The sequence below is a fragment of the Pseudomonas sp. CLCA07 genome (assembly GCF_053615335.1).
Map to the genome: position 1 here is coordinate 6637634 of NZ_CM132131.1, position 16300 is coordinate 6653933.

The following is a 16300-nucleotide window of genomic DNA, read 5'->3' on the forward strand; positions in this document are numbered from 1 at the left end:
GCCTGGGTCTAAAACCCTGTGCTCAGGCACAAAGACAACAAGCAGGAGCGTGGCTGAGACTCTCTGGGCGATCAACGTTACCCTTGCATCGCAAAAAATCATAATAAAGAGAGAGCCGCCATGTCACAGAGCGCCGCCGCTACCCAGGCCATCGTTGACGAGAAAAACGCCGTCTACAAGCGCATTACCCTGCGTTTGATCCCCTTCATCTTCATCTGCTACCTGTTCAACTACCTCGACCGGGTGAACGTTGGATTTGCCAAACTGCAGATGCTCGACGCGCTGAAATTCAGCGAAACCGTGTACGGCCTCGGCGCCGGGATTTTCTTTATCGGCTACGTGCTGTGCGGCGTGCCGAGCAACCTGGCCCTGACCAAATTCGGCCCGCGGCGCTGGATCGCGTTGATGATGATCGTCTGGGGCACGCTCTCGACCTGTCTGCTGTTCGTCACCACCCCGACCGAGTTCTACACCTTGCGCCTGTTCACTGGCGCGGCTGAAGCAGGGTTCTTCCCGGGCGTGGTGCTGTATCTTTCGCAGTGGTTCCCGACCTTCCGCCGTGGCCGCATCATGGCGCTGTTCATGTCGGCGATCCCGGTGTCCGGCCTGCTCGGCAGCCCGTTTTCCGGCTGGATCCTCAACCACTTTGGCGCCGGCCAAGCGGGCCTGGCGGGTTGGCAGTGGATGTTCCTGCTGCAAGGTATTCCGACCGTCATCCTTGGTGCTCTCGCCTATTTCCTGCTGAGCGACAGCTATGCCAACGCCAAATGGCTGACCCCGTTTGAGCGCTCGGTGCTGGAAGAGGATCATGCGGAAGACCTGGCCAACAAACCGAAAACCACCACCGACTCACTGTTGGCGGTGTTCAAGAACCCGGCGATCTGGGCGTTCGGTCTGATCTACTTCTGCATCCAGAGCGGTGTGTACGCGATCAACTTCTGGTTGCCGTCGATCATCAAGAACCTGGGTTTCAGCGATAACCTGGTGATTGGCTGGTTGAGTGCGATTCCGTACCTGCTTGCTGCAGTGTTCATGTTGATGGTCGGCCGCTCGGCGGACCTTCGCAAAGAACGCCGCTGGCACTTAGTGGTGCCAATGCTGATGGGCGCGGTCGGCCTGCTGATCGCGGTGAACTTTGCGACGACGCCGGCCATTGCGATTCTAGGCCTGACCATCGCCACCATGGGCGCCCTCACCGGCCTGCCAATGTTCTGGCCGGTGCCGACGGCGCTGCTGAGCGCAGGTGCGGCGGCGGGTGGTCTGGCGTTGATCAACTCCATGGGGCAGATGGCGGGTTTCCTCAGCCCTTATCTCGTGGGCTGGGTCAAGGACAGTACCGGCTCGACCGATGCGGCGTTGTATTTGCTGGCGGGTGTGATCGTGTGTGGGAGCTTGCTGGCACTGCGGATGACGCGGACATTGCGGGTGTAAGCCTTAACATTTAGCACCGACAAAAACGGCCCTTTCGGGCCGTTTTCTGTTTCTGGCTCAGGCCTGCTTTTGTGGCGAGGGGGCTTGCCCCCGTTGGGTTGCGAAGCGGCCCCGATATCCATACACCTCGGTCTTCCAGTTAAACCGCATTTATCTGAATGACGACTGCTGCGCAGCCGAACGGGGGCAAGCCCCCTCGCCACAGAAAAGCCTTCTCACCCTAGGTTAGGGTCTTGCCATAGAGCCGCTTTAGCTATGCGGGTCGACGTTGTCGAGCATCCGGTTCACCGCCAGTTCACCCAGCATGACGGAATGTTGAATGCCGAGCAGGGTGTGGCGCTGTGTACCGTTCAGTTGCCCGGCGAAATCGCTCAACATGACACTCGCTGATGCCAATGACTCGCAGGCGTTCACCAGCAGGGTTTCGTTATCGGTGTCGGGGGCGGCGAAGTAGATAGTGCTGGGTTTGCGCGGGGTGTCTTTGGGGATGACCGGTTTGAGGTAGTAATCGAGGGCGCGGTCGGCGGCGGTGTTGAGTTTTTTGGGATCGGTGGATTCGTACGGGGAAACGTCGTCGGTGTCGGTTTCTGGCGGGTTGGGTGTGATCTTGAACATAGATGATGCTCCAGGTAAGACATTAAGGAGCCATCACCCTCGCTACCAAACGAAGGGTGGCGGCCATACGCAGGTTGGTAGACCGGTTACCTGGTGCAAGACCCGGCGCATCCGAGGATGCCCTGCGCATGACCGCCATAAATACAGAGGACGAAATGAATCTCTGCATCATGTGCATGTAGCGACAGGTAACCGGGCTACCAAACCCGACCGCTGTTTTTCAGCGGCGAGCAAACGATAGAGCCCAGCCCCAAGGCGCACAAGCCGGCGGATTCTGGCGCAGTCGTAGGCAACGGCGCAAGGTTATGTAGCCTCTAGCCCCATCCATCCAGACCATTTAAACATTACTGTTTATTACCATAATTCCCTGTAGGAGTGAGCCTGCTCGCGATGGCGGTGTGTCAGTCAATTTTGCCCTTACTGACACACCGCCATCGCGAGCAGGCTCACTCCTACACAGGCTCCATCATTGAGCTGATTTTTCGATGGCTCCCGGCAACGGATAAATATATGCGCCCCCTTAAGCTCCTTAACCTCCTTAACCTCCTTAACCTCCTTAACCTCCGCGAATCAGATTGCGGTCAGACACCATGAAGTCAACGCGGGGTTACCACGCGTAGTCTGGAAAGTATTGTTGGGAAAAATGTACCCCCTCCATGCCCCGAAAATTGCACACGTCCATGTATTGGTTTCACGAGCTGGAACCAAGTAAACCCGAACAATGTCATTCCGGAATACATAGTCATAGGTATGGCGTCCTCCTAACGAGTTCATCCATTTTTCGGCGTCAAGAAAAGTGAACACCTGATCGCTAATCTGCAGTTTGAAAACATTGGTGACGGCCACCAGATAGGTAAGGGTTGTACCTTCCTGATCGGTTACATAAATAGTGACCACCCCGTTTTTCAGACCAGTCACTTTCCCCGTCGCTGTCACGGGAGCAGTGGACGGATCAGATGACGCATACTCGTAACGCGGAACACCCCCGACTGGATTACGGGTGGCGGTATTACCGACCGAGTCCTCTCCCGTCTTCGGCCATTGCGGAATCTTGACCGAGAACCCGTTCAAGTTCATTTGAGTACGGTCGATAGAGAAAGCCAGCCGCTTAACCGACCAAGGTCCAGAGACAAGCTGTTCACCGCTTTTTTCGCGCGCTGTGAAACTATGCTGCCCCACAACAATGGGGATTAATGTGCTCTGCCATTTATAGTTCGCGCCCGTTTGAACCTCCTCAACGAACGTCTCACCATCAAAAATCCGCAAGGTAGTGCCTGCAAGCGCAGAGCCCATCAACATGACTTTATTGTCAGAAACATCCCCGCCATTTGCTATTTCACCACCCGCCGAATTTTTAACCGACGTAATCACCGGCGCCAAAATAACTCGCGCTCTTGCGGCTTTGGACTTTGCAAAAACCTCCCCACCCCGAACTTGTTCATAACTCACCTTGACCTGGCTATCCGCAATGACCTTGGCGTTGGGGATCATCAGTTTATAGGTGAAGGGAATCCGGTTAACGGTCGTTTCGACACTGTGCTCTACCGCTGCCCCCCCAGCGTAAGGGGTCGCGATGTATTTCACGCGAATGACGTCGTCGGCGCTCCATACCGGTGAGAACGCGTGCACCTGCACGGTCAGGTCTTTGCTACCCAGTTTGTTGAGGTCGATGGTGTCCGGTGCATCGTTGGGGTCATCCGGGTCTTCGGCGACATCCGGCGCGACCAAACGTACGCCATTCAGATCAACCTCTACCAGCGTTGAGGCTGACCATGGCGAATCCGGGTCCGCGCCGTTTCCTATCTGATCGGAAACCGTAAAGTTAAACACGAATTGTGGGTGGTCGCCGGCACGTTCGAAGACGGCTTTGTCGAGCGTGAGGCAAATCCTGGTCGGCTCTGAGGTCGGAACGGAGGGTGCTTCATCGGCTGTCACATCGCGGTAAACGTCGTGACCATTGCAGTTCAAATGAATTTTGTCGTAGGGCCGGCAATACGGATAAGAAAAACAGATAAGCACGCCCTGCGCCGCACGGTCTGCGTCTATACCGTCCTCAAGTACGTCTTGAGGCAAGATCAGCTCGAGTTCGGAGTGCCCGTCATCACCTTGGACACGATCTTCAATGCCGGGACGGATATCGTTGTACAAGATTCCCAGCGGTGGTTCGGAAGTGCCTTGATTCTGGCTGCCTCGGGTCACGCTATAGGCAAGGTAGTTGACGAAACCTGGCTCGGCCTTCAGCTCGTTTTTCGGGATGTAAAGTATGACGGCATCATTTGTTGATTGCGTTTGTGTGCTAGCAACTAATTTCCCGTTCAAAAGGAGTGCAACTGTGTCAAGCGGTGCTTGGTCAAAATAAGGATCAACTCTCACCTTCGCCCCCATAGGCGTCAGGTCATAAAAATTGATGGCTATTCCACAATCTGCACCGGCTACCGACTTGTTGCTGTCCACTAGATCCGGTGGATACAACACTAATACTGCATTGTCAGGCGATGCTTCATCGAGTTGTTCAATGCTCATGGCAACACTCCAGATACGAATGACGGTAGCGGCTATTTTTCAGGCCACTGGACTGCATCACATCTGATTAGCCAACCTCCGGCTACTGTCATATCTAACAGTAGCGACACGCGGTTACCCATTGACGCCTCTGGGTTCTCAGTACACATTCGCAAATCCCGCCACAAATCAGATTGCCCCGCGCATCGGTTCTGTTATTTGATTGAGCCTTTCCCCCACCGGCAAAAGGATTTCCTCATGAGCTATCGCACGCTGGGTCATTCGGGTCTACAGGTCTCGACTCTCACCCTGGGCACCATGATGTTCGGCGAACAGACCAGCACCGAAGATTCCCTGCGAATCATCGACAAGGCCTGGGACCAGGGCATCAATTTCATCGACACCGCCGACGTTTATACCGGCGGTCGTTCCGAAGAAATCGTCGGCGAGGCGATTGCCCGCAATCGCCACGAATGGGTGCTGGCAACCAAAGTCGGCTTCGGTCCGGTGGACGGGGTGCCGAACCGCAGCGGCCTGAGCCGCAAGCACATTTTTAATGGCATCGAGGCCAGCCTGACGCGTTTGGGCACTGACTATCTCGACATCTATTACCTGCACCGCGAAGACCACAACACGCCGCTGGAAGTTACGGTGTCGGCGATGGGCGATTTGATTCGTCAGGGCAAGGTTCGTTATTGGGGGTTGTCGAACTACCGTGGCTGGCGCATCGCCGAGGTGATTCGGGTGGCCGATCAACTGGGTATCGACCGGCCGGTGATCAGCCAGCCGCTGTACAACATCGTCAACCGTCAGGTGGAAACCGAGCAAATTACCGCTGCGCAAAACTATGGTCTGGGCGTGGTGCCTTACAGCCCGTTGGCGCGCGGAGTACTCAGCGGTAAATACGCGCCGGACGCGAAACCGGACGCCAACAGCCGCGCAGGACGGGCAGACAAACGCATTCTGGAAACCGAATGGCGGGTTGAGTCGTTGCGCATTGCCCAGCAAATCCAGCAGTACACGCTGGACCGTGGCGTGGGGATTGTCGAGTTTGCGATTGCCTGGGTGTTGAACAACAGCGCCGTCACTTCAGCCATTGTCGGGCCGCGTACCGAGGAACAGTGGGACGCCTACACCAAGGCGCAAGCGGTGAAGATTACGGCTGAGGACGAAGTGTTTATTGATTCGCTGGTGGTGCCTGGGCATTCGTCGACACCGGGGTTTAATGATGTGAGCCATTTTGTGTCTGGCCGTAAACCCCGCAATACCTGAAGAAACACAATCCTCTGTGGGAGCGTGCGGTGCGGCGTTCCGACTTGCCCGCGATGGCACCGACGCGGTTTAACTGACACACCGCGTTGCCTGCATCGCGGGCAAGCCATGCTCCTACATTCGATCTGTGTTGATCGATCGGACAATATTTGATACGAAAACCACGTATCCTCTGCGCCCCGTTTCACGTTCAACCTCGCGAGGGCAGTTTGTCTAAAGGTATCGCTTTATCGGTTTCGGCCTCGGTGCTGTTTGCGGTCATGTATTACTACACGTCGTTGCTCACACCTCTGAGCGGCGTGGAAATTTTCGGCTGGCGGATGTTGTTGACCGTGCCCTGCATGACCGTGTTCATGGTGGTGTCCGGGGAATGGACGCGCGTGATCGACATTGTTCGGCGCGCCACCGCGCATCCGAAACTGATCGCGCTCCTGATTGCCTCTTCGGCCCTGCTCGGTGTGCAACTCTGGTTGTTCATGTGGGCGCCGCTCAACGGCTACAGCCTGGACGTGTCGCTCGGGTATTTCCTGCTGCCGCTGACGATGGTGCTGACCGGGCGAATCGCCTATGGCGAGCGTCTGTCCTATCTGCAAAAAATCGCTGTGTTTTTCGCCTGCCTCGGCGTGGCCAATGAGGTGTATCAGGTCGGTGGCTTTTCCTGGGCGACCTTGCTGGTATGCATCGGCTATCCCACCTATTTCGTGCTGCGAAAACGGCTTGCCACAGACAACCTTGGCGGGCTATGGCTGGACATGGCATTGACGCTGCCGTTGGCCTTCTGGTTTGTGCAGAGTGGTGTGCAGGGTTTCGGCGTGTTCGATCAACACCCGTGGCTGTCACTGTTGATCCCGATTCTCGGGGTGCTCAGCGCTTCGGCGTTGGTGGTCTACATCATCGCCAGCCGGTTGTTGCCATTCAGCCTTTTCGGGTTGTTGAGTTATGTCGAGCCGGTGTTGTTGCTGGGAGTGGCATTGCTGCTGGGGGAAAGCATCAAGCCTGGGGAATGGCTGACTTACATTCCGATCTGGTTGGCGGTGGTGGTATTGGTGTTTGAAGGCTTTAAACACCTGATGCGGCACCGCCGACCTTAAGCCCCACAAATAACAATGTAGGAGCTGGCTTGCCAGCGAAGGCGTCGTGTCAGTCAACTGATATATTGAATGAACGATTGCCTTCGCTGGCAAGCCAGCTCCTACACAGGGTTAGTGGTGTGGCTGGTTAATCGGTGGCGAGTACGCCACGACGAACCTGGTCACGTTCGATCGACTCAAACAGTGCCTTGAAGTTGCCTTCGCCGAAGCCATCGTCGCCTTTACGCTGGATGAATTCGAAGAACACCGGCCCCATCAGGGTTTCCGAGAAGATCTGCAGCAGCAGACGCTTGTCACCCGACTCGGACGAACCGTCCAGCAGAATCCCGCGTGCTTGCAGTTGATCAACCGGCTCGCCGTGGTTCGGCAAACGGCCTTCGAGCATTTCGTAATAGGTTTCCGGTGGCGCGGTCATGAAGCGCATGCCGATGCTTTTCAGGTGATCCCAGGTCTTGATCAGGTCTTCGCTGAGGAAGGCCACGTGCTGGATGCCTTCGCCGTTGAACTGCATCAGGAACTCTTCGATCTGCCCGGCGCCCTTGGACGATTCTTCGTTCAGCGGGATGCGGATCATGCCGTCCGGCGCGGTCATGGCCTTGGAGGTCAGGCCGGTGTATTCGCCCTTGATGTCGAAGTAGCGAATTTCGCGGAAGTTGAACAGTTTCTCGTAGAAGTTGGCCCAATAGGCCATGCGACCGCGATACACGTTGTGGGTCAGGTGGTCGATGATTTTCAGACCGGCGCCGACCGGGTTACGGTCCACGCCTTCGATGAACACGAAGTCGATGTCATAGATCGAGCTGCCTTCACCGAAACGGTCGATCAGGTACAGCGGCGCGCCGCCAATGCCTTTGATCGCCGGCAGATTCAGTTCCATCGGGCCGGTTTCGATGTGGATCGGCTGGGCGCCGATTTCCAGCGCGCGCTTGTAGGCGAGCTGCGAATCCTTGACCCGGAACGCCATGCCGCACACCGACGGGCCATGCTCGGCCGCGAAGTACGAAGCGACGCTGTGCGGTTCGTTGTTGAGGATCAGGTTGATCGCGCCCTGGCGATACAGGTGCACGTCTTTGGAGCGGTGGGTCGCAACCTTGGTGAAGCCCATGATCTGGAAGATCGGCTCCAGGGTGTTCGGGGTTGGCGATGCGAATTCGATGAATTCAAAGCCCATCAAGCCCATTGGGTTTTCGTATAAATCTGCCATTTTGGCGCCTCATCATGCTTTTAGAATTAACGGCTGAAATTAGCCAATGTTAGTTGCTAGCAATGCTGAGACCGGCGGGTGGCGCACAGGAGATGCCCCGCACGCTGCGGGCGAGGAAGTCACCGTAGATCAATTGAAACCCGAAACTCTTCATTGTCGACCCAAGGCTCTTGCGGGCGAGGCTTCTGCTACCAGAAGACGTTTATTATTGTATGCGTAACCCGATTCTACACAGCGTAAATCGGTTTGTCCGCCTTCTGTATCAAATCCCCTTTTCCCCTACTCGTGCAAGGGGTTTGTTGCAGAGGAAAATTCCCGCCAGAATCAGCACGCCGCCAAGGCACATCGCCAGGGTCAATTGCTCGCCGAGCAGCAGTGCACCAAGGATGACCGCGGTCAGTGGGTTCAAGGCAATGAACACACCTGAACGCGTCGCACCGATCTGGCGAATGCCCTCGTAATAGCCAATGTAGGCCAGCGCCGAACCCAATACCCCGAGGTACATCAGGCTCAACCATTGTTGCGGGCCGAGGCTGACCAGCGCGCTGACACTCAGTTCGCCGCGCACGGCACTGGTCACCCAGAGCATCACTGTGCCCAGCAGAATCGAATACGTCACCGTCTGCACGGGTCCCAACGACTGATTCAGCTCTTTGGAAAACAGCGAATAAATCCCCCAGCCAAGCACGCAGCCGAAAATCAGCAGGTCACCGATCCAGGCATCGGCATTGCCGACCAACGACTGGGGATTACGACTGACAATCACCACACTCGCCCCGGCAATACAGATCGCGATACCGAAGACCTTCGCCCGGCTCAAGCGCTCCTTGAACAGCCACCACGAGGCAAGGCCGATCACGGCGGGGTTGAGCGCAACGATCAACGAGGCTCGTGAGGCATTGATGTAATGCAACCCATAAAAGAAGCACAGGTTGTAGAAGAAGATCCCGAAGAACCCCAACAGCGCCAGTTGCAGCCATTGCCGCAGGTTGGGCCGGGACAAAGGGACTCGCGCCAGCAGCAGAAACAGCAACAGTGCCGCGCTGGCCAGCAAGAACCTGAGGCTGGCGGCGAACAACGGGCTGAGGCTGTCGGCCAGAAACCGCCCGGCGACGAACGTCCCGCCCCAGATCATGGTGACGGCGGCGAGCTTTAGATACACCGGGGTGTGCGATGTCGTTGTTTGCACAAAGATTGTCATAGGGGGGCAAAACCAGGCTTAGGCAGATGACGTATCATCCGACTAATGATCGATCATCGTAAAATGAGTAAATACTCATGACTCTGACACAGCTCGAAATTTTCTCGCTGGTTGCCGAACTGCGCGGGTTCACAGCGGCTGCCAATCGCTTGGGGATTTCCCAATCAGCGGTTTCTCACGCGCTCAAGTCGCTGGAACAGGAGCTCGGCGTCGAATTGTTGCGGCGGCATCAGTCCCAGGTCGAATTGAGCGACATCGGTCAGCAGTTGTTGTTGCGCGCCCGTGCAATGCTCGGCCTCGCCAACACCTTGCGCCAGGAAGCCGCCGATGCTCGCGGGATGAAACGCGGCACGCTGCGCATTGGCTCGTTTGGCCCGACCTCGTCGATCAGGCTGTTACCGCTGATCCTGCAACACTACCGCGCAGCTCACCCCGGCATTGAAGTCCACATTGACGAAGGCCCGGACCGCCAGGTGATTCAATGGCTTGAAGAGCGGCGAATCGATATCGGCTTTGTGGTGCTGCCCGAAGAGCGCTTCGACACATTTGCGCTGCTTGAAGACCAGATGGTTGCACTGCTTCCCGCTGATCACGCGCTGGCGGGGCGTGACAGTCTGAGCTTGAGCGACTTGTGCAGCGACCCGTTCGTGCTGACCGAAGCCGGGTCTTCGGAGCTGGTCTCACGCCTGTTCAGCGCCGCCCGTCTGACACCGAATATCCGTTATCGCTGCTCACAATTGATCAGCACGCTGGACGCGGTGGGCCGCGGTGATGCGCTGACCGTCGTCGCAGAAAGCTCGCTGCCCGACGACGACAATCGCCGATATGTGAAAAAACCACTGTCGCCCGCCGTCATTCGCCAGGTCGGGCTGGCGGTGCTTGACCAGCGCCAGTCGTCACCCGCCACGTTAGCCTTCGTTAAATTGGCCACCGGATTGAACGCCCGTTGAGCGGCATAAGTGCACAGGGCCGACTATCATGGCCATTACCTGAACTCTTTTTGGGAGGCGTGTTGTCGTCCTGCCAGCATTTGAGAGCCGTGTTTTTTCGTGAGAGGTTTCGCGAATGCCGTTGACCGCCAAAAGCCGTCGCCCGATGCACACCCGCATTATTGTGACTCTTCTGTGTGGGCTGCTCCCGGTGATATTGGGCTGCGTCATTCTCTTTATGCAGGCTGGACGGGTTCTCAAGCAAAGCAGCCGGCTGACCGCAGACGAAGCCCTGCGCCAATTCGAACTGATGCTCGACAATACGGCCCAGTCCGCACGCGAATTGCTGCCGCTGGCCGGCCAAAATTGCAACGACGTCAAGCTGGCCCTGCGCGAACAGGTCACGCGCCGCCCGTTTGTGCGCTCCGCCAGTCTGGTATGGGACGACACCATTTATTGCAACTCTTTGTTCGGCGAGGTCCAGGAGAAGATCGCTGCCGGCGACTATGCGCAAGGCAGGCTGCTGCTCATGAGTGGCAATCCGGTCACCCCCGATACGGCGGTGCTGGTGTACCGCCTGAGCGAGGGCAAACAGGGCGCGCTGACGACCCTGGACGGTTACCACTTAAGTACCGTGCTGCGACTGATTGGTCGCAACACATTGCTGCTACTGCGAGTTGGCCCGAACTGGTTGTCCGCCGACGGCAAGGTCCACGGAGGCGCCCTGCCCGCCTTGCCCGTGGCCGAAAGGGAGCGTTCTTCCTCGCGCTATGCCTTTACCGTCTCCGCCGGCTTCCCCGAGGGCGAAACCTGGCGCTACATGGCCAGCGAATACCCGCCTCTGTTCAGCCTGCTGGTTTTTTTTGGTGTGGTGTCGGGCGCCATTGGGCACTTCCTGCAAAAACGCTCATGGTCGCCTACTCGCGAAATGCAGCGCGCCTTGGTTGCGCAAGAGTTTGTCCCGTATTTTCAACCGGTCGTGCATGGCGATACCAGGAAGTGGTCCGGCACCGAAGTGCTGATGCGCTGGAAACACCCGAAGGAAGGCTTGGTACGCCCTGAAATGTTCATCCCGTTTGCCGAAGATTCCGGACTGATCGTGCCCATGACCCGTTCACTGATGCGACAGGCCGCCAAATGGCTGGGCCCTGTTTCTTCCTCGTTCAGTGAACCCTTTCACATCGGCATCAACATCACCGCCAGTCACTGCAACGACCTGAAACTGGTGGACGACTGTCGTGAGTTTCTCAGCGCCTTCGCACCCGGCTCCATCAACCTGGTACTGGAACTCACCGAGCGCGAACTGATCAAGCCGAGCGATGTCACGCTTCAGTTGTTTGAACAGCTTCATGCGCTTGGCGTGATGATCGCGATTGACGACTTTGGTACCGGGCACTCCAGTCTGGGTTATCTGCGTCAGTTCAATGTGGACTTCCTGAAAATCGACCAGAGTTACGTTGCCATGATCGGTATCGACGCCCTTTCGCGGCACATTCTGGACACCATCATCGAACTCTCGGCCAAGCTCGATCTGGGGATCGTCGCCGAAGGCGTGGAAACCCAAGAACAAAGTGACTATCTGAGCGCCCACGGCGTTAACTTCCTGCAAGGTTATCTGTACGGTCGACCGATGCCCGGCGCAGAATTCATTAACGCATTAACCCACCAATAACTAGTGACTTTAAGCGACGGGGCATCGACAACCCGCACCAAATTGAGTCCAAAGACTACTGTTGTTACATGAAGAAAAAGTCAGGATTTACTCTTGGCCAATTAACTACTACAATTTTTCATGCCTGAGCAAAATTGGCAGGTGAGCCACTATCACCGAGTCGCTTCAAGGCTCTTGGCTTATAGCTTTGTTTGCGGTTGGTATCAGCCAAACACACTATTGGAGTAAAGATATTGTCCAGACTCGCTGAATTTCGTGCAGCTGAAAAGGCCCTTCAGGAACAGCTCAAGCAGCTGGAATCGCTGAAGAATGATGCCGGGCTCAAGAAAGAAATCGAATTCGAAGAAAAGCTCCAGGGTCTGATGAAAACCTACGGTAAGAGCCTGCGTGACATCATCGCCATTCTCGATCCGAACCCGGCAAAATCCGGTCTGCAACAAGCAAAAACGCCTAAAACCCGCCGTGCTCGCGTGGTCAAGGTCTATCAGAACCCGCACACGGGTGAACTGATTGAAACCAAGGGTGGCAACCACCGTGGCCTGAAAGCCTGGAAGGAACAATACGGTGCATCCACTGTTGATTCCTGGCTGCGCAGCTAACAGCTAGCGGTTATAAAAAAGCCCTGCCAATGCAGGGCTTTTTTTATGGATACCCTCTAAATGCAACGATTCGAGGGGGATCAACTCGCAACTTGCCGATTAACTTAGTGTTTAGTGCCTTTAGGTATCTAAAAATGTCGAAACCCGCCAAAATCCGCCACCACGTAAAATCCCGGCACTAAAGTTTCAAGCTGTTACGGACTGCTTCAATTTCTTCCTGACTTTCCTTATAAGCCTCGGCCTGCCCCGCGTACGAAAGAACATAGGCGTTATCGGCATCCACCGCCCCCACCAATGTTTGCGACAGCACATGTCGTCCGTTCTGGGTAATGGTGCAGGTAGTTTCCAGTGCCGACAGGCGGCCCAGTGTCGCGGGATGAATCTTGTTACAGACACTTTGATAGCCGCTTTGAAAGAAGTCCTTTTGCACCGCTTTACGCATTTCCAGCAGCACGCCCTGCACATTCACCTGATGACCGCTCTCCACCTGAGTCATGGTCAATTCCATGACCATCACCGGCGTGCCGCTTTGATCGTTTTTGACCGCGCGCTGACGGGACACTTTAGAGCCGGAGTCTTCATGCGCGAGGGCTTCGACTTCCCAGCCACTTGGCCATGTCACCTGTGGCGCCTCTGCATGAGCGCTGGCAACCGCTGACATGATGCCAAGCATGACGAACATCGATTTACAGAATCGAACCATTGCAATAAGCACTCACGAATTGAACCGTAAAGTCTGAGCCTCGCCCGCCTGTCAGGCAATAGCTGACGGTTTGGGTTTGGTGATGTCTGAGGCCTTGCGTATCATTGTCGCCATTCGTTAGCCCCACTTATTTTCCGGAGGGCCCATGAGCCTGCACGAATTGAACACTGTCCCAGGCGTCACCGCCCAGCCTGATACCGCGACCCAGAAGTTCGTCTTCAACCACACCATGCTTCGGGTCAAGGACATCATCAAGTCCCTGGATTTCTACACGCGCATCCTCGGTTTCACCCTGGTGGAAAAACGCGATTTCCCTGAAGCGGAATTCAGCCTGTATTTCCTGGCCCTGGTCGACAAAAACCAGATCCCGGCCGATGCTGCTGCTCGCACCGAGTGGATGAAGTCGATCCCCGGCATTCTCGAACTGACCCACAACCACGGCACCGAGAACGATCCGGACTTCGCCTACCACAACGGCAATACCGACCCACGCGGCTTCGGTCATATCTGCATTTCCGTGCCGGACATCCGCGCGGCGTGCGAGCGTTTTGAAGCACTGGGCTGTGATTTCCAGAAGCGCTTGAATGACGGGCGCATGAAGAGCCTGGCCTTCATCAAGGACCCGGATGCGTACTGGGTTGAGATCATCCAGCCCGCGCCGCTGTAAGCCCCCTCACCACAAGGCCCGCTCCCACAGTTTGGAATGTGTGCAACACAAAAAACCCCATGATCACTCATGGGGTTTTGTGTTTTCAGCGTCGGCGTTTACGCCGGGGCCGAGGTCCGGATCAGGTGATCAAACGCGCTCAGGGAAGCCTTCGCGCCCTCGCCCACGGCGATCACGATCTGTTTGTAGGGCACGGTGGTCACGTCACCGGCAGCGAATACGCCCGGCATCGAGGTTTCACCGCGAGCATCAACGATGATCTCGCCACGAGGCGACAGCTCGATGGTGCCTTTGAGCCAATCGGTGTTGGGCAGCAAACCGATCTGCACGAAGATGCCTTCCAGCTCGACCGTACACAACTCGTCCGACTGACGATCCTTGTAGCGCAAGCCGTTGACCTTCTGACCGTCGCCCAACACTTCAGTGGTTTGTGCACTGGTGATCACGGTGACGTTGGGCAGACTGTGCAACTTGCGCTGCAAGACCGCGTCGGCGCGCAGCTGCACGTCGTACTCCAGCAAGGTCACGTGAGACACAATGCCGGCCAGATCGATTGCCGCTTCAACGCCGGAGTTACCGCCGCCGATCACCGCCACACGCTTGCCCTTGAACAGCGGACCGTCGCAGTGTGGACAGAAACATACGCCCTTGGCTTTGTATTGCTGTTCGCCCGGCACACCCATTTCACGCCAGCGCGCACCAGTGGCAAGAATCAGCGCCTTGGTTTTCAGCGTGGCGCCGCTTTCGAACCGAACCTCATGTAACTCGCCCGGATTCTTCGCTGGAATCAGCGCGGTGGCCCGTTGCAGGTTCATGATATCGACGTCGTATTGCTTGACGTGTTCTTCAAGGGCACTGGCCAGCTTCGGCCCTTCGGTTTCCTGCACGGATATGAAGTTTTCGATGGCCATGGTGTCGAGCACCTGCCCTCCAAAACGTTCCGCCGCCACGCCCGTGCGGATGCCCTTACGCGCCGCGTAAATGGCCGCCGAAGCACCCGCCGGGCCACCGCCGACGACCAGCACGTCAAAGGCGTCCTTGGCGCTGAGCTTCTCGGCTTGACGCTCGATACCACCGGTGTCGAGCTTGGCGAGGATTTCTTCCAGGCCCATGCGCCCCTGACCGAAATTCACACCGTTCAGGTAGATGCTTGGCACCGCCATGACCTGGCGTTCATCGACTTCAGCCTGGAACAGCGCACCGTCGATAGCGACGTGGCGGATGTTCGGGTTCAACACGGCCATCAAGTTCAGGGCCTGGACGACGTCCGGACAGTTCTGGCAGGACAGCGAGAAGTACGTCTCGAAACTGAACTCGCCTTTGAGTGAGCGAATCTGTTCGATCACTTCAGCACTGGCCTTCGAAGGATGTCCACCGACTTGCAGCAGAGCCAACACTAACGATGTGAATTCGTGGCCCATCGGGATGCCGGCGAAACGCAGGCTGATGTCGGCTCCCGGGCGATTGATCGAAAACGATGGCTTGCGTGCATCGTCACCGTTATCGAGCAAGGTAATTTGCGTGGAAAGACTGGAAACGTCTTTCAACAGTTCAAGCATTTCCTGGGATTTCGCACCGTCGTCGAGGGAGGCAACGATCTCTATCGGCTGGGTGACCCGTTCCAGGTACGACTTCAACTGGGCTTTAAGATTGGCGTCCAACATACGGGCGATTTCCTTTCTTCTGTTTCATAAAAAGCAGACATAAAAAAACGCCCGAGCGAATCTCGCCCGGGCGTTTTTGAGGGCGGTTGCAGCTTACTTAGGTGCGGAAACCCGCCCTGATGATGCGATCCACAGACTTAGATCTTGCCGACCAGGTCCAGGGACGGAGCCAGAGTGGCCTCGCCTTCTTTCCACTTGGCTGGGCAAACCTGGCCTGGGTGAGCAGCGACGTACTGGGCAGCCTTGATTTTGCGCAGCAGTTCGGAAGCGTCACGGCCAACGCCGCCATCGTTCAGTTCAACGATTTTGATCTGGCCTTCAGGGTTGATCACGAAGGTGCCACGGTCAGCCAGGCCTGCTTCTTCGATCAGCACGTCGAAGTTGCGGGAGATAGCGTGAGTCGGGTCGCCGATCATGGTGTACTGGATTTTGCCGATGGCTGGCGAAGTGTTGTGCCAGGCAGCGTGGGCAAAGTGGGTATCGGTGGAAACGCTGTAGATCTCGACGCCCAGTTTCTGGAACGCCTCGTAGTTGTCAGCCAGGTCTTCCAGTTCAGTCGGGCAAACGAAGGTGAAGTCAGCCGGGTAGAAGAAAACGACAGACCACTTGCCTTTCAGGTCAGCGTCCGACACGTGTACGAAGTCGCCATTTTTGTAAGCGTTAGCTTTGAACGGTTTAACTTGGCTGTTGATGATAGGCATCGGTGACTCTCCGTCTGGGTTGAAAAGTTTGGTTAACAAGTTGATGGGG

Annotated in this window: 14 protein-coding genes; 7 read left to right on the forward strand and 7 right to left on the reverse strand. The window is 56.4% G+C overall.

Features of this window, described 5'->3' with window-relative positions; genetic code table 11:
- Positions 1 to 120: 120 nt before the first annotated feature.
- A complete protein-coding gene (locus ACWGZX_RS30380; protein WP_452626708.1) occupies positions 121 to 1431 on the forward strand; it encodes an MFS transporter in 1311 nt (436 codons plus the stop codon).
- Positions 1432 to 1680: 249 nt separating this feature from the next.
- On the opposite strand, the gene ACWGZX_RS30385 is transcribed toward ACWGZX_RS30380, so the two are convergent.
- Both ACWGZX_RS30385 and ACWGZX_RS30390 read right to left on the reverse strand, forming a co-directional pair.
- Positions 1681 to 2046 (reverse strand): DUF6124 family protein, encoded by a 366-nt coding sequence (locus ACWGZX_RS30385; protein WP_452626709.1) that lies wholly within the window; start codon positions 2044 to 2046, stop codon positions 1681 to 1683.
- A 570-nt stretch (positions 2047 to 2616) separates the two neighbouring features.
- Entirely contained in the window at positions 2617 to 4569 is a 1953-nt protein-coding gene (locus ACWGZX_RS30390; protein ID WP_452626710.1) for an Ig-like domain-containing protein, read from the reverse strand.
- Positions 4570 to 4806: 237 nt separating this feature from the next.
- On the opposite strand from ACWGZX_RS30390, the gene ACWGZX_RS30395 reads away from it, so the two are divergent.
- Both ACWGZX_RS30395 and rarD read left to right on the forward strand, forming a co-directional pair.
- Positions 4807 to 5820: an aldo/keto reductase gene (locus tag ACWGZX_RS30395; protein ID WP_452626711.1), complete on the forward strand. Its 1014-nt coding sequence runs from the start codon at positions 4807 to 4809 to the stop codon at positions 5818 to 5820.
- A gap of 209 nt (positions 5821 to 6029) precedes the next feature.
- Positions 6030 to 6911, forward strand: a complete 882-nt coding sequence (gene rarD / locus ACWGZX_RS30400) for an EamA family transporter RarD (protein WP_452626712.1) — start codon at positions 6030 to 6032, stop codon at positions 6909 to 6911.
- 127 nt (positions 6912 to 7038) lie between these two features.
- Here the strand turns inward: rarD and hppD are convergent, their stop codons facing one another.
- Together hppD and ACWGZX_RS30410 are read right to left on the reverse strand one after the other, a co-directional pair.
- Positions 7039 to 8115: a 4-hydroxyphenylpyruvate dioxygenase gene (gene hppD, locus ACWGZX_RS30405; protein ID WP_452626713.1), complete on the reverse strand. Its 1077-nt coding sequence runs from the start codon at positions 8113 to 8115 to the stop codon at positions 7039 to 7041.
- A 262-nt stretch (positions 8116 to 8377) separates the two neighbouring features.
- The gene (locus ACWGZX_RS30410) at positions 8378 to 9316 is read right to left on the reverse strand and encodes a DMT family transporter (protein ID WP_452626714.1); all 939 of its coding nucleotides are present in this window, start codon (positions 9314 to 9316) and stop codon (positions 8378 to 8380) included.
- 77 nt (positions 9317 to 9393) lie between these two features.
- Here ACWGZX_RS30410 and ACWGZX_RS30415 point away from each other — a divergent pair, with 77 nt between their 5' ends.
- The 3 genes from ACWGZX_RS30415 to ACWGZX_RS30425 all read left to right on the forward strand — a co-directional run bounded on the left by ACWGZX_RS30415 (position 9394) and on the right by ACWGZX_RS30425 (position 12516).
- Positions 9394 to 10266 (forward strand): LysR family transcriptional regulator, encoded by an 873-nt coding sequence (locus ACWGZX_RS30415; protein ID WP_452626715.1) that lies wholly within the window; start codon positions 9394 to 9396, stop codon positions 10264 to 10266.
- A gap of 115 nt (positions 10267 to 10381) precedes the next feature.
- Positions 10382 to 11917 carry an EAL domain-containing protein gene (locus ACWGZX_RS30420; protein ID WP_452626716.1) on the forward strand — a complete coding sequence of 512 codons (1536 nt, stop codon included), beginning with the start codon at positions 10382 to 10384 and terminating at the stop codon, positions 11915 to 11917.
- Positions 11918 to 12150: 233 nt separating this feature from the next.
- A complete protein-coding gene (locus ACWGZX_RS30425; protein WP_223513479.1) occupies positions 12151 to 12516 on the forward strand; it encodes a histone-like nucleoid-structuring protein, MvaT/MvaU family in 366 nt (121 codons plus the stop codon).
- A gap of 178 nt (positions 12517 to 12694) precedes the next feature.
- Here the strand turns inward: ACWGZX_RS30425 and ACWGZX_RS30430 are convergent, their stop codons facing one another.
- Positions 12695 to 13219 carry a DUF4946 domain-containing protein gene (locus ACWGZX_RS30430; protein WP_452629090.1) on the reverse strand — a complete coding sequence of 175 codons (525 nt, stop codon included), beginning with the start codon at positions 13217 to 13219 and terminating at the stop codon, positions 12695 to 12697.
- Positions 13220 to 13364: 145 nt separating this feature from the next.
- Here ACWGZX_RS30430 and gloA point away from each other — a divergent pair, with 145 nt between their 5' ends.
- Positions 13365 to 13886, forward strand: a complete 522-nt coding sequence (gene gloA, locus ACWGZX_RS30435; protein WP_452626717.1) for a lactoylglutathione lyase — start codon at positions 13365 to 13367, stop codon at positions 13884 to 13886.
- A gap of 98 nt (positions 13887 to 13984) precedes the next feature.
- Here the strand turns inward: gloA and ahpF are convergent, their stop codons facing one another.
- Positions 13985 to 15550 carry an alkyl hydroperoxide reductase subunit F gene (gene ahpF, locus ACWGZX_RS30440; protein WP_452626718.1) on the reverse strand — a complete coding sequence of 522 codons (1566 nt, stop codon included), beginning with the start codon at positions 15548 to 15550 and terminating at the stop codon, positions 13985 to 13987.
- Positions 15551 to 15687: 137 nt separating this feature from the next.
- Positions 15688 to 16251 (reverse strand): alkyl hydroperoxide reductase subunit C, encoded by a 564-nt coding sequence (ahpC, locus tag ACWGZX_RS30445; RefSeq protein WP_452626719.1) that lies wholly within the window; start codon positions 16249 to 16251, stop codon positions 15688 to 15690.
- Positions 16252 to 16300 lie beyond the last annotated feature (49 nt).